Raw genomic sequence first — 16,922 nt, 5'->3', positions numbered from 1 at the left:
GGGTGAATCCGGACCGGCGGGACCGGCTGCGGGACGCGGCGATCGAGGTGCTGGCCCGGGACGGCGGGCGCGGGCTGACGCACCGCGCCGTGGACCAGGCCGCCGAGGTGCCGTCCGGCACCACCAAGAACTACTTCCCGACCCGGGACGCCGTCCTCCGCGCGGTGGCGGAACGCTGCCTGGAGCAGTACCTCGCGCTCACCGGACAGCCGGCCGCCCACCCGGGCCCTGCGGACCGCGAGGGGCTGGTGACCCTCTTCCGCTCACTCCTGGAGAACGCAGCGGGACCGGGGCGCGCCCGTCTCCTCGCGGTGCTGGAGCTCCAGGCCGAGGCGACCCGGCGGCCCTGGCTCTCCGGCATCCTCGACCCGATGGCGAGCGGCGACTTCGCGGGCTTCGAGCTGGCCCAGCGCGCCGCAGGGCTGCCCGTGACCCCGCAGCGGGCCGCTGTCGTCACCCTCGCCCTGCACGCGGCGGTCCCGCACCTCCTGACGGACGGGCCCGGCACCCTCGCGGCGGCGGGACTCGCCGACCCGGACCGCTTCGTGCGCGATCTCCTGGACACGGTGTACCCGCCGGACGCGACCGCCTGAAGCCCGCACCCGATTCCGGAGGGTTCCCCGCACCCTGACGGACCGGCACATTCCGGCGCGCGGATCTGGCCAGAACCCGACGCCGTCTCATCTGGCGGTCATCACACCTCTCCCCGCCCGCGGCGGCGCGGTGGCCTTCGCGCGCGAAACCTGTGACCACCCTGTGAATACCGGACTTCGGAACGCCCGGTAACACTGCGGCAATGATCGGCGAAACGTCCGCTTAACGAACATGACCTTTCCAGCAACGAACGAAAACCGGCCAAGTTATTGACGCGCTCCTGACAGGCACGGTCGTCTGCTGACACTCTTCACCCCGTTCTGCGCACCGCCTGCACCGTCCGGACGGCCCGTCCAGGCCGCCCGGTACCCCCCTCGCAGAAGGAGTCCGCGTGAGATCCACGCCCAGCCGTCGCACCACCGCGACCGGCGCTCTGATAGCCGCAGCAGCCCTCATCGCCGTCGCCGTCCCGTCCGGCGCCGCGACCGCCACCTCCGCTCCCGCCTCGGCCCCGCTCGGCGGCATCACCGCCGGCACGAAGGCCGACCCGGGCGCCCTGCCCGCCAAGCTCTCCCCCGCCCAGCGCGCGGAGCTGCTCAGCGAGGCGAACGCCACGAAGGCGGCCACCGCCAAGGAGCTCGGTCTCGGGTCCACCGAGAAGCTCGTGGTCCGTGACGTGGTCCAGGACCGCGACGGCACCACGCACACCCGCTACGAGCGCACCCTCGACGGGCTCCCCGTCCTCGGCGGCGACCTCGTGGTCAAGGAGTCCGCGGCCGGGAAGACCGAGGGCGTCAGCAAGGCGTCGAAGGCGACCAGCGCGCAGCTGAAGGCGGTCGGCCTGACCGCCGACGTGGCCCCGGCCGCCGCCGAGAAGCAGGCGCTCGGCGCGGCCAAGGCCGAGGGGTCCAAGGCCGAGGAGGCGGAGAGGGCCCCGCGCAAGGTGGTCTGGCTGGGCGGCGGTTCCCCGCAGCTCGCGTACGAGACCGTGGTCGGCGGACTCCAGCACGACGGCACCCCGAACGAGCTGCACGTGCTCACCGACGCCACCTCGGGCGAGAAGCTCTACGAGTGGCAGGCCGTCCACAACGGCACGGGCAACACGCAGTACAACGGCCAGGTCACCCTGGGCACCGCGCCCTCGTACACCCTGACCGACACCACGCGCGGCAACCACAAGACGTACAACCTGAACCGGGGCAGCTCCGGCACCGGCACGCTGTTCTCCGGACCGGACGACATCTGGGGCGACGGCACTCCGCAGAACGCCGAGACGGCGGGCGCGGACGCGCACTACGGCGCGGCCGAGACGTGGGACTACTACAAGAACGTGCACGGCCGCTCCGGCATCCGCGGTGACGGCGTCGGCGCGTACTCCCGCGTCCACTACGGCAACAACTACGTCAACGCGTTCTGGCAGGACAGCTGCTTCTGCATGACGTACGGCGACGGCAGCGGCAACGTCAAGCCGCTGACCTCCCTGGACGTGGCCGCCCACGAGATGACGCACGGCCTGACCTCGGTCACCGCCAAGCTCGTCTACAGCGGCGAGTCCGGCGGCCTGAACGAGGCCACCTCCGACATCTTCGCCGCCGGTGTGGAGTTCTACTCCAACACCGACCAGGACCCGGGCGACTACCTGGTCGGCGAGAAGATCGACATCAACGGCAACGGCACCCCGCTGCGCTACATGGACAAGCCCTCGAAGGACGGCTCGTCCAAGGACTACTGGTACTCGGGCATCGGCAACGTCGACGTCCACTACTCCTCGGGGCCGGCGAACCACTGGTTCTACCTGCTCTCCGAGGGCAGCGGCGCCAAGACCGTCAACGGCGTCAACTACGACTCGCCGACCTCCGACGGGCTCCCGGTGACCGGCATCGGCCGGGACAAGGCGCTGCAGATCTGGTTCAAGGCGCTCACCACCAAGTTCACCTCGACGACCAACTACGCCGCCGCCCGCACCGGCACGCTCGCGGTCGCCAGTGAGCTGTACGGGGCCACCAGCCCCGAGTACGCGGCCGTGGCCCACGCCTGGGCCGGCATCAACGTGGGCGCCCGCCCCGGCGGCGGCGACCCCGACCCGGGCGGCAAGGTGTTCGAGAACACCACCGCGGTGAACATCCCGGACGCCGGTGCGGCCGTCACCAGCGCGGTCACCGTCTCCGGTGTCGCGGGCAACGCGCCGAGCGCCCTCAAGGTGGACGTGAACATCTCGCACACCTGGCGCGGTGACCTGGTCATCGACCTGGTGGCCCCGGACGGCACGGCCTACCGGCTGAAGAACTCCTCCTCCGGCGATTCCGCGGACAACGTGGTGGCGACCTACACGGTCAACGCCTCGTCCGAGGTGGCCAACGGGGTCTGGAAGCTGAAGGTCCAGGACGTCGCCCGTCAGGACACCGGAAAGATCAACAGTTTCAAGCTCACCTTCTGATCCACCGGCAACGGCCGAACGGCCCGGAAGAGGGAGACCTCTTCCGGGCCGTTCGTCATGGCGTGGCCCGCGCGGTCAGGCCGGGTTGTTCGCGTGGGTCAGGGTCTCCCAGGCGACGAACAGGTTGTTCGACCCGGCGGGCCGCTGCCGCTCGGTCAGCGTCCGCGTGTTGGTCATGGCGTGCCCGAGGCGGTTGGCGAGCGCGTTGAAGCCGACCTCGGTGACCGGCCCCAGGCTGTCCTTGAGGGAGCCGCCGCAGAGCGAGGACGGCACGGGGGCGCCCAGCTGGTGCTTGGCGTGCAGCCCCATCGCGTGCCGCAGCCGGTCGGCGGTCTCCGGGTAGAGGTCCTGGCCCTGGATGCGGCTGGTCTCGGCGATGTGGGAGATGGCGGAGAGGCCGTAGCCGGTGTGGGTCAGGTCCCGGCAGGTCTCCTGGGAGAGCCCGTCCATGAAGGTGGACTGCCCCTGCCAGTAGGCGATGACCTCGGCCCGGGTGTCGAGCCCGCTGCCCGGCGCGACCTTAGGCAGCGACCCGTCGGCGGTCACATAGATGTACGCGGGGACACGTCCGCGGAATTTCCCCACGGCCTTGTCGTAGGCGGCGCGGTCCTCCAGGAAGACCGCGATCCCGATCGCCGCCTCGGTCATGGACAGCTCCCAGTTCCCGTTGGAGTGGGAGCCGCCTGCGACCTCGGGAAGGTAGACATCGCGCAGCATCGTGCCGAAGCGGCCGGAGTTGGGCCAGCTGCTGTAGGTGTACTTGATGATCTCGGCGGCGCGCGGCCAGGTGGAGCCGGCCCAGCCGGTCTGGAGCGGCGCGTTGCTGTTGGTGTGGTCCCTGATCACGGCCGACCAGGCGTCCATGATCTGGATCGCCTTCCGGGCGTACCGGCCGTCCTGGGTGATGTACCAGGCGAGCGAGAGCGTGTACGCGGCGATGGCGTCCTCGCGCTCGTCCGTGCAGCCGTTGTCGGGGTTGGAGTACGAGCCGCACTCGACGACCGCGCGCGGCTTGGCGGTCCGGGTCAGGGAGGCGTACTTGCTTTCCGTCATCTGGTCGTAGGCGCCCTTCCACGGCTGGGCGCCCGCCTGCACCCGGCCCCGGACGAAGTCCAGCTGGGGACGGCTGACGAGCACGCCGGGATGGGTGAAGTCCGCGGGGGCGGCGGCCTTGGCGGGTGCGCGGCCGGACGTCGTGGATCTCTCCGCCACGGCGGGTGCGGCGAGGGCCGTGGTGAGCAGCGCGGCCAGGGCGGCGGCCGTGCCGAGGACGCGGGGGATGGTGCCGGTACGCATGGGGGGTGCCTTCCGGTGGGGTGGCGGCTCCATGGCCCGACCCGACGAAGAAGTTCATGGGTGTGAACCGTGGGCCATATGATGAACCGCGCAATGAGTCAGGAACGTAAATCCATTCCATGGACACGTCAAGGTTCTGTGTTCACCGCACGAAGGAACCCCCGGCACACGCGCAGGGGCCCGGCACCGCGTGGATGCCGGGCCCCTCGGGTCCGCGATGACACGCGCTCAGCGCATCAGCACGCCCCCGCCCTCCCCCGTCGCCTCGGTCGGCAGGGCGACCAGGCCCAGTTCGGCGCTGGTGGCCAGCAGCCGGTGGGCCGGCAGGACGCGCACGGTGTAGCCGTACGGTCCCGTCCGGTCCGGGGTGAGCGGGCCTTCGTACAGCCAGCGGTCCTCCAGGTCCTGACCGCCCGCCGGCTTCAGCGGGAAGGTCTGGGCGTCCGCGATGGCGTCGCCGGAGTCGACCCGGCCCGCGACCACCTGGACCTCCACGTCGTCCGGCTCCAGGCCGCCGAGCGTGACCCGCACCCGCAGCGCCAGGGTGGCCCCCAGCTCCGCCGAGCCGCCCGCGGCGCCCCCGGTGACCGTCTCCACATGGTCGACGGAGACCCCGCGCCAGGCCGCCCGGACCCGGGCCTTCCACCCGGCGAGATCCCGCGCCACCGCGGGCTCCAGCGCCCGGCGGGCCTGGGCGGCGGGGGCGTACAGGCGCTCCACGTACTCGCGCACCATCCGCCCCGCGAGCACCTTCGGGCCCAGGTTGACCAGGGTGGAGCGGACCATCTCGATCCAGCGGTCGGGCAGTCCCCCGGCGCCCCGGTCGTAGAAGCGCGGGGCGACCCGGTCCTCGATCAGGGCGTAGAGGGCGTTCGACTCCAGCTCGTCCCGGCGGTCCTCGTCGACCGCGGAGCCGTCGGCGGTGGGGATCTCCCAGCCGAAGTCGGGGTCGAACCACTCGTCCCACCAGCCGTCGCGCACCGACAGGTTGAGGCAGCCGTTGAGCGCCGCCTTCATCCCGCTCGTGCCGCAGGCCTCCAGCGGGCGCAGCGGGTTGTTGAGCCAGACGTCGCAGCCCGGGTAGAGCTTCTGTGCCATGCCCATGCCGTAGTCCGGGAGGAACACGATGCGGTGGCGCACGCGCGGGTCGTCCGCGAACCGCACCAGCTCCTGCACCAGCCGCTTCCCTCCGTCGTCGGCCGGATGGGCCTTGCCCGCGACAACGATCTGGATCGGGTGCGTCGGGTGGAGCAGCAGCTCGCGCAGCCGGTCGCGGTCGCGCAGCATCAGGGTCAGCCGCTTGTACGAGGGGACGCGGCGGGCGAAGCCGATGGTCAGGATGTCCGGGTCGAGGACGCCGTCGATCCAGCCCAGCTCGGCGGTGCCCGCGCCGCGCCTGCGCCAGGAGGCGTAGAGGCGGCGGCGGACCTCGGTGACGAGCTGTCCGCGCAGGTCCCGGCGGAGGTCCCAGATCTCCTGGTCGCCGATGCCGGACACCGCGTCCCAGCGGCGGGGCGTGCCCGTCCGCGCGGATGCCTCGTCGGCCACCGCGTCGCCGGCCAGCACCTGGTGGGCGCGGCCCTCGCCGACCTGGCCCGCCCCGAGCCGGAACACCTCGGGGGCGACCCAGGTCGGGGCGTGGACCCCGTTGGTGACGGAGGTGATCGGCACCTCGGCGGGGTCGAAGCCCGGCCAGAGCCCGGAGAACATCTCCCGGCTGACCGCCCCGTGGAGGGTGGAGACGCCGTTGGCGCGCTGGGCGAGCCGCAGGCCCATCACCGCCATGTTGAACAGCTCCGGCTCGCCGCCGGGGTAGGTCTCGGTCCCGAGCGGCAGGATCTTCTCGACGGGTACGCCGGGCAGTTCGCCCTCGTCGCCGAAGTGGCGGGCGACGAGACCCCGGTCGAAACGGTCTATGCCGGCGGGCACCGGGGTGTGGGTGGTGAAGACGGTCCCGGCGCGGACCACTTCGAGGGCGGCGTCGAAGTCGAGTCCGGTGGGGATGAGTTCGCGGATGCGCTCCAGGCCGAGGAAGCCGGCGTGGCCCTCGTTGGTGTGGAACACCTCCGGCTCCGGGGTGCCGGTCAGCCGGCACCAGGTGCGCACGGCGCGCACGCCGCCGATGCCGAGCAGCATCTCCTGGAGGAGGCGGTGGTCGCTGCCGCCGCCGTAGAGCCGGTCGGTGACGTCGCGTTCGCCGGGGGCGTTCTCCTCGACGTCGGAGTCGAGGAGGAGCAGCGGCACGCGGCCGACCCGGGCCAGCCAGATGCACGCGTGCAGCGAGCGTCCGCCGGGCAGCGCGAGGACGACCCGGGCGGGGGTGCCGTCGTCCTCGCGGACCAGGTCGAGCGGGAGTTCGTTGGGGTCGAGGACGGGATAGTGCTCCTGCTGCCAGCCCTCGCGCGAGAGGGTCTGGCGGAAGTAGCCGTGCCGGTAGAGCAGCCCGACGCCGATGAGCGGGACGCCGAGGTCGCTGGCGGCCTTGAGGTGGTCGCCGGCCAGGATGCCGAGGCCGCCGCTGTACTGGGGCAGGGCGGCGGTGACACCGAATTCGGGTGAGAAGTAGGCGATGGCGGAGGGGAGTTCGGCTCCGGCGGCCCGCTGTTCCTGATACCAGCGCGGGCCGTCCAGATATTCCGCCAGATCGGCGGAGGCCGCGGCGAGGCGGCCGAGGTACTCCGCGTCCCCGGCCAGTTCGGCCAGCCGCCCGGCGGACAGCGAGCCGAGCAGGCGTACGGGGTCGGCGTCCGCGGGCCGCCAGCCCTCGGGGTCGGCGGCCCGGAAGAGCTCGCGGGTCTCGGTCTGCCACGACCAGCGCAGATTGCGCGCGAGGTCGTGCAGGGGTCGAAGGGGTTCGGGGAGGACAGGACGCACGGTGAATCGACGAATGGCCTTCACTGCTCCACCTTTACAGGGGACTTGCGCATCCGAGCGGACGCACCACGGTGTGCGTCCCTTCCGTCACCCCTGACGGTAGCGGCCGTCCGTGGCGGGCTGCCACGGCGCGCGGAGGGCGCGCCCGGCCCGGGGCCCGCACGCCGCGCGCCTCCCCCAGACGCCCCACGCCCCCCGCCCGTGATCCCCCGTCACTCCTCCCACCTGGGGGTTTGGCCGATTTCCCTCCCGTACTCAGCCTTGTGGACCTCTCTGTCACAGGGAAGGCTGCCGTGTGGCGCCGCAGAACGGGTATCCGGAACCCGTGGGGGCGCTTCGGGTCTCCTGCGCCCGGCGGGGCGTACGCGCCGCGTGCGGCGGAGCCCGAGGGGCCCGTTACGACCGAGTAGTTAACACGGCGCCGGATTTCCCACCCTCCGAGGCGGGGAAGGCTTCCCCGGTACACGACACGACCCGGCCCGCACACGTTCTCCCGTGCATCCCGAAACATGCACGAAACCCCCGCGACCCACCCATTCGAGTGCCATTCGAGTGAACGCGGACAGGAGCGGCCATGCCCACAGCCCGTCAGCAGACAGCTGAGCAGCTACAAAGGACAGATTCCCGTCTTCGCGGCACACGCGGTCGGTCCTCCGCGCCCGTGCCGTCCTCCGTGCACGCCGAGCTCCTCCAGCCCTCAGGTGATTCCATGATCGGTCGTATTCCCGTCCTGGACGTCCGTCCTCTCGTCGACTGCGGCAGACGGGCGGCGAAGGCCGTCGTCGGTGAGACCTTCCAGGTCACCGCCACCGTCTTCCGTGAAGGCCATGACGCGGTGGCCGCCAATGTCGTGCTGCGCGATCCGAGCGGGCGCACCGGCCCGTGGACCCCGATGCGCGAGCTGGCGCAGGGCACGGACCGGTGGGGTGCGGACATCACCCCGGACGCCGAGGGCCGCTGGACGTACACGGTGGAGGCCTGGAGCGATCCGGTCACCACCTGGCGGCACCACGCCGCGATCAAGATCCCGGCGGGCATCGACACGGACCTGGTGCTGGCCGAGGGCGCGGCGCTCCTGGAGCGGGCCGCCGCGGGCGTGCCGAAGAAGCACGGCCGCGAGGCGGTGCTGGCCGCGGTGGACGCGCTGCGCGACACCGCCCACCCGGCGGCCGCCCGGCTGGCCGCCGCGCTGACGCCGGCAGCCGACGCGGTGCTCGCCCGCTATCCGCTGCGCGAACTGGTCACCCGCTCCAAGCCGCTGGCGGTCCGGGTGGAGCGCGAGCGGGCTCTGTTCGGGTCCTGGTACGAGCTGTTCCCCCGCTCCGAGGGGGCGAAGCGAGTGCCGGTGGACCCGGCGGACACCTCGCCGCAGGCGCCGACCCGGCTGGTCAGCGGGACCTTCCGGACGGCCGCCGAGCGGCTGCCCGCGGTCGCCGCGATGGGGTTCGACGTGGTGTACCTGCCGCCGATCCACCCGATCGGGACGACCCACCGCAAGGGCCCGGACAACACGCTGACGCCCGGGGAGCACGACCCGGGCGTGCCTTGGGCGATCGGTTCGCCGGACGGCGGGCACGACGCGGTCCACCCGGAGCTGGGCACGCTGGAGGACTTCGACCACTTCGTGGCGACCGCCCGCAATCTGCGGATGGAGATCGCCCTGGACTTCGCGCTCCAGTGCTCGCCGGACCACCCGTGGGTCAAGGAGCACCCGGACTGGTTCCACCACCGCGCCGACGGTTCGATCGCGTACGCCGAGAACCCGCCGAAGAAGTACCAGGACATCTACCCGATCGCCTTCGACAAGGACATGCGCGGCCTGGTGGCGGAGACCGTACGCATTCTGCGCTTCTGGATGGACCACGGGGTGCGTATCTTCCGGGTCGACAACCCGCACACCAAGCCGGTGGTCTTCTGGGAGAAGGTCATCGCGGAGATCAACGGCACCGACCCCGACGTCATCTTCCTGGCGGAGGCGTTCACCCGCCCGGCGATGATGCACACCCTCGGCGCGGTCGGCTTCCAGCAGTCGTACACGTACTTCACCTGGCGCAACACCAAGCACGAACTGACCGAGTACGTCACGGAGCTGGCCGGTGAGGCCGCCTCCTACATGCGGCCCAACTTCTTCGTGAACACCCCCGACATCCTTCCCGGCTACCTCCAGGAAGGCGGCCGCCCGGCCTTCGAGGCGCGGGCGGTGCTGGCCGCGACGCTGGCCCCTTCCTGGGGCGTGTACGCGGGATTCGAGCTGTGCGAGAACACCCCGGTCAAGCCGGGGAGCGAGGAGTACCTGCACTCGGAGAAGTACGAACTGCGCCCGAGGGACTGGGAGTCGGCGGAGCGCGAGGGCCGCACGCTCACCCCTCTGATCACCTCGCTGAACCGGATCCGCCGGCGTAACCCCGCTCTGCGGCAGCTGCGCGACGTCCACTTCCACCACACCGACAACGAAGCGCTGATCGCCTACAGCAAGCGCTCCGGAGCGAACACCGTTCTGGTGGTCGTGAACCTCGACCCGCACCACACCCAGGAGGCCACGGTCTCGTTGGACATGGAGCGGCTCGGCCTCTCCTGGCACGAGCGCGTACCGGTGCGCGACGAGCTCACCGGCGACACCTACCACTGGGGCAGGGCCTTCTATGTGCGCCTAGAGCCGGGCATCACGCCCGCGCACATCGCCGTCCTGCGACCGTCCCCGCCGACCGGAGGGTCACCCACACCATGATCGTCAATGAGCCTGTCCCCGACACGTTCGAGGACACCCCCGCCAAGGATCGCGATCCCGACTGGTTCAAACGAGCCGTCTTCTACGAGGTGCTCGTCCGGTCCTTCCAGGACTCCAACGGCGACGGAATCGGCGACCTCAAGGGCATCACCGCAAAGCTGGACTATCTCCAGTGGCTCGGTGTCGACTGCCTCTGGCTGCCGCCGTTCTTCAAGTCGCCGCTGCGCGACGGGGGCTACGACGTCTCCGACTACACCGCCGTGCTCCCGGAGTTCGGCGATCTCGCCGACTTCGTGGAGTTCGTGGACGCCGCGCACCAGCGCGGCATGCGCGTCATCATCGACTTCGTCATGAACCACACGAGCGATCAGCACGAGTGGTTCCAGCAGTCCCGCACCGACCCCGACGGACCGTACGGCGACTACTACGTCTGGGCGGACGACGACAAGCAGTTCCAGGACGCCCGGATCATCTTCGTCGACACCGAGACGTCGAACTGGACCTTCGACCCGGTGCGCAAGCAGTACTACTGGCACCGCTTCTTCTCGCACCAGCCGGACCTCAACTACGAGAACCCGGCGGTCCAGGAGGAGATCCTGGCGGCCCTGCGGTTCTGGCTGGACCTGGGCATCGACGGCTTCCGGGTCGACGCGGTGCCCTACCTCTACCAGCGCGAGGGCACCAACTGCGAGAACCTCCCCGAGACCCACCACTTCCTCAAGCGGGTCCGCAAGGAGATCGACGCCAACTACCCGGACACCGTGCTCCTCGCCGAGGCCAACCAGTGGCCGGAGGACGTCGTCGACTACTTCGGCGACTACGAGGCGGGCGGCGACGAATGCCATATGGCGTTCCACTTCCCCGTGATGCCGCGGATCTTCATGGCGGTGCGCCGGGAGAGCCGCTACCCGGTCTCCGAAATCCTGGCCAAGACCCCGGAGATCCCGAAGAACTGCCAGTGGGGCATCTTCCTGCGCAACCACGACGAGCTCACGCTCGAAATGGTCACGGACGAAGAGCGCGACTACATGTACGCGGAGTACGCCAAGGACCCGCGGATGCGCGCCAACATCGGCATCCGCAGGCGGCTCGCCCCGCTGCTGGACAACGACCGCAACCAGATCGAGCTGTTCACCGCGCTGCTGCTGTCGCTGCCGGGCTCCCCGATCCTCTACTACGGGGACGAGATCGGGATGGGCGACAACATCTGGCTGGGCGACCGGGACGCGGTGCGCACCCCGATGCAGTGGACGCCCGACCGCAACGCCGGGTTCTCCTCCAGCGACCCGGGGCGGCTCTACCTCCCCACGATCATGGACCCGGTCTACGGCTACCAGGTCACCAACGTCGAGGCCTCGATGGCCTCGCCGTCCTCGCTGCTGCACTGGACCCGCCGGATGATCGAGATCCGGAAGCAGAATCCGGCCTTCGGTCTCGGCGAGTACACCGAACTCCCGTCCTCCAACCCGGCGGTGCTGGCGTTCACCCGCGAGTACAAGGACGACCTCGTCCTGTGCGTGCACAACTTCTCGCGGTTCGCGCAGCCGACGGAACTGGACCTCCGATCGTTCAGCGGACGTCATCCGGTGGAATTGATCGGCGGGGTACGCTTCCCGGCCATCGGTCAGTGGCCCTACCTGCTGACCCTTGCCGGACACGGCTTCTACTGGTTCCGGCTGCGCAAGGACGCGCCGCCGGCCTGAGAAGGCGACTGTTGCGTGCGGGGCGGTTTCCACCGCCCCGCACGGGGCACTCTGAGCGAAACGAAGGCCCTGGGCCTCTTCGGACCCACGCCTCGGGCCTTCGCGGTTCCGCCGTTCGAGTCCGTAAGCACCTTCCTCTCCCGACACGTCCCGCACAGCCGGACAGCCGTTGCCGCAATCCGGGACACTCTTCGCATCCTGTGTGCCCGGGGAAAGGACGCGATGCCATGTCGGAGGCTGCATCCACTCACGTCGCCCTGGCGAAGAGCACGAGGAACAGCGCAACTACCGGCAGTACGACGGACGGGGCCCTGCTCCCGTCCCTCGCTCCACTGCTCCATGAATGGCTGCCCCGGCAGCGCTGGTTCGCCGGCAAGGGCCGACCGGTCACCGGCTTCCGGCTGGTCTCGGCCACCGAGATGGTGCCGCTGGACGGCACGGCGGGCCCCGGGCTCCTGCATCTGCTGCTGCGGGTCGAACAGCCCTCCCGGTCGGTCCGGCCGGCCGACGACTGCTACCAGCTGCTCCTGGGCGTACGGACGTCCCTGCCGCCACTGCTCGCCGGAGCGCTGGTCGGCCGCGTGGAGCGGGGGCCGCTCGCCGGGCGGACCGTGTACGACGCGCTGCACGACCCCCGGCTGGCCGATGTACTGCTGGAACGGTTCCGCCGCCCCGGCAGCCTCGGCTCGCTGCTCTTCGAGCGGACCGCCGAGATCCCGTCCGGCCTCGCGCCCCGGGTGCTGGACGCCGAGCAGTCCAACTCCTCGCTGGTCTACGGGGACGCGTTCATCCTCAAGATCTTCCGGCGGGTCTTCCCGGGCACCAACCCGGACCTGGAGCTGCCTCTCGCCCTCACCGGCGAGGGGTGCGAACGGGTGCCCGCCCCGGTCGCCTGGTTCGAGGTCCCCGGCGCCGAACCGCTCACCCTCGGCGTCCTCCAGCCCTTCCTGCAGGGGGCCCGCGACGGCTGGCAGCTCGCGCTGGCCGCGCTCGCCGCGGGCCGCGACTTCCTGCCCGAGGCACGGGCGCTGGGCCGGGCCACCGCCGAGGTGCACACCGCGCTCGCCGCCGCACTGCCGACCCCGGCGCTGCGCGGCACCCAGACCCGGCAGCTCGTCGCCCGGATGACCCAGCGGCTGGAGGCGGCCGCCCAGGCGGTCCCGGCGCTCGTGCCGTACGTCCCCGGGCTGCGCGCCGCGTTCGACGCGGTGACGGATCTCGGGGTCCGGGGCAGCGGCTGGGCCCAGCAACGGGTGCACGGCGATCTCCACCTCGGGCAGACGCTGCGCTCCGCCGACGGCTTCTGGTCGCTGATCGACTTCGAGGGCGAACCGGCCCGCCCGCTGCCCGAGCGCCGCATGCCCGCACCCCCGGTGCGGGATGTCGCGGGCATGCTGCGGTCCTTCGACTACGCGGCCCGCTCGCACCGCCCGTGGAACCCGGAGTGGGCGGCCCGCTGCCGTGCCGCCTACTGCGAGGGGTACGCGCAGGCCTCGGGCAGCGATCCGCGCGGCGAACCGGAGCTGCTGCGCGCCCACGAGACCGACAAGGCCGTGTACGAAGTGGTGTACGAGGCCCGGCACCGCCCCGACTGGCTGCCGGTCCCGATGGCCGCCATCCAGCGGCTGGCCCGGTCGGCGGCGGCCTGAGCCCGGGCCGCGTCCCCGCTTTCCGGCTCTCTTTGCCGCTCCTGGACTCCCCGCCCCGCGTCTCCCGCGTCGCTCCCTGTGTTCCCCTCCACCCGTGCTTCTCCCCCTTCACTCCCCGAGGAGGCAGTCCCTGTGACCGCCCGCAAGCCGTCCCGCAAGGCATCCCGCAAGTCCACCCAGCTCCCCGCCGAGGTCCCGGCCGAGGCGGCTGTCGAGACCGCCGCCGAACCCGCCGCCACGGCCCCGGCCGAGACCGCGCCCGACGCGCCGGCCGCACCCGCGCCGGCGCCCGGCGCCACCGCCACCAGGGCCGCGCCGGCCAAGCGCGCCCGCCCGGGGCGGGCGGACGCCGGCCCGCCGCGCCCCCGGCAGGCCGGTGACGGCCAGGGGGCCCGTCCCGCACCGGCTCTGGACGGTGCGGACCGGGGCCGCCTGCTGGCCGGCGACCACCACGCGCCCCACGACGTGCTCGGCGCCCACCCGATCCCCGGCGGGGTGCTCGTCCGGGCGCTGCGGCCGTTCGCCCGGGCCGTCACCGTGCTGGCGACGGGGCTGCGGGCCGAACTGCACGACGACGGGGACGGCTTCTTCTCCGGTGTGCTGCCGGTGCCGCAGGTACCCGCGTACCGGCTGGAAGTGGCGTACGACGACAACACCATCGAGGTCGAGGACCCGTACCGCTTCTGGCCCGCGATCGGCGAGCTCGATCTGCATCTGATCGGCGAGGGCCGCCACGAGGAGCTGTGGCGGGCGCTCGGCGCGGAGCCGATGGAGCACCAGGGGGTGGCCGGGACCCGGTTCACCCTGTGGGCGCCGAACGCGCGCGGTGTGCGGATCACCGGTGACTTCAACTACTGGAGCGGCACGGGCTTCCCGATGCGGTCGCTCGGCTCGACCGGGGTGTGGGAGCTGTTCCTGCCGGGGGTCGGCGAAGGCGCGCTGTACAAGTTCGACATCTGCCGACCGGACGGTTCGCACACGGTGCGGGCCGACCCGATGGCCCGGCGCACCGAGGTCCCGCCCGCGACGGCGTCGATCGTCACCGCCCAGCACCACGAGTGGCAGGACGCGGACTGGATGGCCCACCGGGGCGACCGGCCGGTTCACGAGTCCCCGTTCTCGGTGTACGAGGTGCATCTCGCCTCCTGGCGCCCCGGCCTGACCTACCGTCAACTCGCGGAACAGCTGCCCGCGTACGTCAAGGACCTCGGGTTCACGCACGTCGAGCTGATGCCGGTCTCCGAGCATCCCTTCGGCGGCTCCTGGGGCTATCAGGTCACGGGGTTCTACGCGCCGACCTCGCGGCTGGGCACCCCGGACGACTTCCGCTTCCTCGTCGACGCTCTGCACCGGGCGGGCATCGGCGTCATCATGGACTGGGTCCCGGCCCATTTCCCGCGCGACGACTGGGCGTTGGCCGAATTCGACGGGCGTCCGCTGTACGAGCACGCCGACCCGCAGCGCGCGGCGCACCCGGACTGGGGGACGCTGGAGTTCGACTACGGCCGCACCGAGGTCCGGAACTTCCTGGTCGCCAACGCCACGTACTGGTGCGAGGAGTTCCACATCGACGGGCTGCGGGTGGACGCGGTGGCCTCGATGCTCTACCTCGACTACTCCCGCGAGGACGGCCAGTGGTCGCCCAACGAGTTCGGCGGCCGGGAGAACCTGGACGCGGTCGCCTTCCTCCAGGAGATGAACGCGACCGTCTACCGCCGCAACCCGGGCGTCGTCACCATCGCCGAGGAGTCCACCGCCTGGGACGGCGTCACCCGCCCCACCGACAGCGGGGGCCTGGGCTTCGGGCTGAAGTGGAACATGGGCTGGATGCACGACTCGCTCCAGTACATGGCGAAGGAGCCGGTCCACCGCAAGTACCACCACAACGAGATGACGTTCTCGATGGTGTACGCGTACAGCGAGAACTACGTGCTGCCGATCTCGCACGACGAGGTGGTGCACGGCAAGCAGGCGCTGGTCACGAAGATGCCCGGCGACTGGTGGCAGCAGCGCGCCAACCACCGCGCCTATCTGGGCTTCATGTGGGCCCACCCCGGCAAGCAACTCCTCTTCATGGGGCAGGAGTTCGCCCAGGGCGCTGAGTGGTCGGAGGGCCACGGCCCGGACTGGTGGCTGCTGGACCCGTCCTACGAGGCGTCCGGCGACCACCGCGGGGTGCGGACCCTGGTGGGCGATCTGAACGCGGTGTACGGGGCGGTGCCCGCGCTCTGGCAGCGGGACACCTCACCGGATGGGTTCAGCTGGGTGGACGGCGGGGCGGCCGAGGACAACGTGTTCGCGTTCCTGCGCTACGACGCGGACGGCTCGCCGCTGCTCGCGGTCTCGCACTTCTCCCCGGCGGTCCGCAACGACTACCGCCTGGGGGTGCCGGAGACCGGCGCGGAGGGATGGGTGGAGGTCCTCAACACCGATGCGGCCCGGTACGGCGGCGGCGATGTGCGCAACGAGGAGCCGCTGAAGGCGGAGGCGGTGCCCGCGCACGGCCGGCCGGCCAGCATCTCGCTGACGCTGCCGCCGCTGGCGACCGTGTGGTTCCGCCCGGCGTAGCCGTACGGGCCCGTGAACGGCCGGGGCCGGTACCGCGTCCACGCGACGCGGTACCGGCCCCTCCCCGGTTTCCGGCGGCTCAGCGGTCGGCGGCGATCACCTCGATGATGCTCGACCAGGAGGAGGTGCCGTGGCCCTCGGCGATGGCCCGGTCGGTGACGGACTTGAGCCCGGCCAGCTGCGAGACGTCCAGGCGGTGGCCCTTCGCGGTGTGCAGGATGTGGTCGACGCCGGCCGCCATCATGGCGAGGTTGCCGCCGTCGCCCGCGTACGTACGGGTGTCGACGTCGGCCGCGGTGAGCTCGGCGATCGGCGGCAGGATGCCCGCGATCGTGTGGAGGTACGGGGCGAGCGACGCACCGTCGATGCCCTCGGCGCGGGCCAGCGCGAAGGCGTGGACGAGGCCGCCCATGGCACCGTAGAAGAAGTCCAGCATCGCCATGTCGTAGGCGGCGGCCAGGCCGTGGTCCTCGCCGAGGTAGGTGGCGGGCTCGCCGAGTGCCTTGAGGGTGTCCTCGTGCGCGGCGAACGCGGCGCGGTCGCCGGAGTGGAAGACCAGGGCGTCCGCCGAGCCGACCACGTCGACCGGCACCATGATCGCCCCGGCGAGGTAGGCCAGGGAGTGCTTCGCGGCCCAGGCGGCGGCCTGCCGCGAACGGGCCGGGGTGTCCGAGGTCAGGTTGACCAGGACCCGCCCCTCCAGCACTCCGGCCAGCGGCTCCAGGACCGCGTCGGAGGCGTCGTAGTCGACGAGGCAGACGACGACGAGTCCGCTCGCCCGTACGGCCTCCTCGGCGGAGGCGGCCCGTACCGCGCCCAGGGCGACGACGTCCTCGCCCTTCCCGGGCGAACGGTTCCAGACGGTGGTGGGGTGGCCCGCGGCCACGAAGGCGCGGGCCAGGGAGCGGCCCATGTCACCGAGGCCGAGAACGGTGACGGGGGCGGAGGCGGAGGCGGTGGTCGTGTGCGCTTGCGTCATGGGGACCATGCTGGGCGGGCGAACAGGGTCTGGCCAGAACCCACTTGACTGTCAGATACGCACTTTCGGGAAAGGGCGCAGCTCAACGGCCGAC

9 protein-coding genes are annotated in these 16,922 nt (G+C 71.6%); 6 read left to right on the top strand and 3 right to left on the bottom strand.

What is annotated here, in order from left to right:
• Nucleotides 1–2: 2 nt before the first annotated feature.
• Nucleotides 3–593, top strand: coding sequence for a TetR/AcrR family transcriptional regulator (locus tag RNL97_RS23510; protein ID WP_313751159.1), 591 nt, complete (start codon nucleotides 3–5; stop codon nucleotides 591–593).
• Nucleotides 594–985: 392 nt separating this feature from the next.
• Complete coding sequence (locus RNL97_RS23505; protein WP_030579978.1) at nucleotides 986–3,031, top strand: M4 family metallopeptidase; 2,046 nt, start codon at nucleotides 986–988, stop codon at nucleotides 3,029–3,031.
• Between the two features lie 75 nt (nucleotides 3,032–3,106).
• Here RNL97_RS23505 and RNL97_RS23500 read toward each other — a convergent pair whose 3' ends face one another.
• Together RNL97_RS23500 and glgP are read right to left on the bottom strand one after the other, a co-directional pair.
• Complete coding sequence (locus RNL97_RS23500; protein ID WP_030579975.1) at nucleotides 3,107–4,327, bottom strand: alginate lyase family protein; 1,221 nt, start codon at nucleotides 4,325–4,327, stop codon at nucleotides 3,107–3,109.
• 228 nt (nucleotides 4,328–4,555) lie between these two features.
• The gene (glgP, locus tag RNL97_RS23495) at nucleotides 4,556–7,225 is read right to left on the bottom strand and encodes an alpha-glucan family phosphorylase (RefSeq protein ID WP_243315212.1); all 2,670 of its coding nucleotides are present in this window, start codon (nucleotides 7,223–7,225) and stop codon (nucleotides 4,556–4,558) included.
• A gap of 685 nt (nucleotides 7,226–7,910) precedes the next feature.
• Between glgP and RNL97_RS23490 the strand changes: the two genes are divergently transcribed.
• The 4 genes from RNL97_RS23490 (at nucleotide 7,911) to glgB (ending at nucleotide 15,849) form a co-directional block, all read left to right on the top strand.
• Complete coding sequence (locus tag RNL97_RS23490; protein ID WP_030579968.1) at nucleotides 7,911–9,929, top strand: alpha-1,4-glucan--maltose-1-phosphate maltosyltransferase; 2,019 nt, start codon at nucleotides 7,911–7,913, stop codon at nucleotides 9,927–9,929.
• Nucleotides 9,926–11,632 carry a maltose alpha-D-glucosyltransferase gene (gene treS / locus RNL97_RS23485; RefSeq protein ID WP_030579965.1) on the top strand — a complete coding sequence of 569 codons (1,707 nt, stop codon included), beginning with the start codon at nucleotides 9,926–9,928 and terminating at the stop codon, nucleotides 11,630–11,632. Before RNL97_RS23490 ends, treS begins: the two co-directional genes overlap by 4 nt.
• A 227-nt stretch (nucleotides 11,633–11,859) precedes the next feature.
• Nucleotides 11,860–13,281 carry a maltokinase N-terminal cap-like domain-containing protein gene (locus tag RNL97_RS23480; protein WP_243315208.1) on the top strand — a complete coding sequence of 474 codons (1,422 nt, stop codon included), beginning with the start codon at nucleotides 11,860–11,862 and terminating at the stop codon, nucleotides 13,279–13,281.
• A gap of 132 nt (nucleotides 13,282–13,413) precedes the next feature.
• On the top strand, nucleotides 13,414–15,849 hold the full coding sequence (gene glgB / locus RNL97_RS23475; RefSeq protein ID WP_313751158.1) for a 1,4-alpha-glucan branching enzyme: 2,436 nt from the start codon (nucleotides 13,414–13,416) through the stop codon (nucleotides 15,847–15,849).
• 79 nt (nucleotides 15,850–15,928) lie between these two features.
• Here the strand turns inward: glgB and RNL97_RS23470 are convergent, their stop codons facing one another.
• The gene (locus RNL97_RS23470) at nucleotides 15,929–16,828 is read right to left on the bottom strand and encodes an NAD(P)-dependent oxidoreductase (protein WP_313751157.1); all 900 of its coding nucleotides are present in this window, start codon (nucleotides 16,826–16,828) and stop codon (nucleotides 15,929–15,931) included.
• Between the last annotated feature and the right edge of the window lie 94 nt (nucleotides 16,829–16,922).

Origin of the sequence: Streptomyces parvus (genome assembly GCF_032121415.1) — a bacterium.
Taxonomy (GTDB): Bacteria; Actinomycetota; Actinomycetes; order Streptomycetales; family Streptomycetaceae; genus Streptomyces; species Streptomyces globisporus_A.
The sequence above is the reverse complement of the archived record's forward strand: the minus strand, read 5'-3'. Positions and strand labels throughout refer to the sequence as shown.

What these genes read in the sequence shown, in the direction of transcription:
- RNL97_RS23500 (WP_030579975.1), bottom strand. Translation starts at nt 4,327, where the DNA reads ATGCGTACCGGCACCATCCCCCGCGTCCTCGGCACGGCCGCCGCCCTG.
- RNL97_RS23490 (WP_030579968.1), top strand. Translation starts at nt 7,911, where the DNA reads ATGATCGGTCGTATTCCCGTCCTGGACGTCCGTCCTCTCGTCGACTGC.
- treS (WP_030579965.1), top strand. Translation starts at nt 9,926, where the DNA reads ATGATCGTCAATGAGCCTGTCCCCGACACGTTCGAGGACACCCCCGCC.
- RNL97_RS23480 (WP_243315208.1), top strand. Translation starts at nt 11,860, where the DNA reads ATGTCGGAGGCTGCATCCACTCACGTCGCCCTGGCGAAGAGCACGAGG.
- RNL97_RS23470 (WP_313751157.1), bottom strand. Translation starts at nt 16,828, where the DNA reads ATGACGCAAGCGCACACGACCACCGCCTCCGCCTCCGCCCCCGTCACC.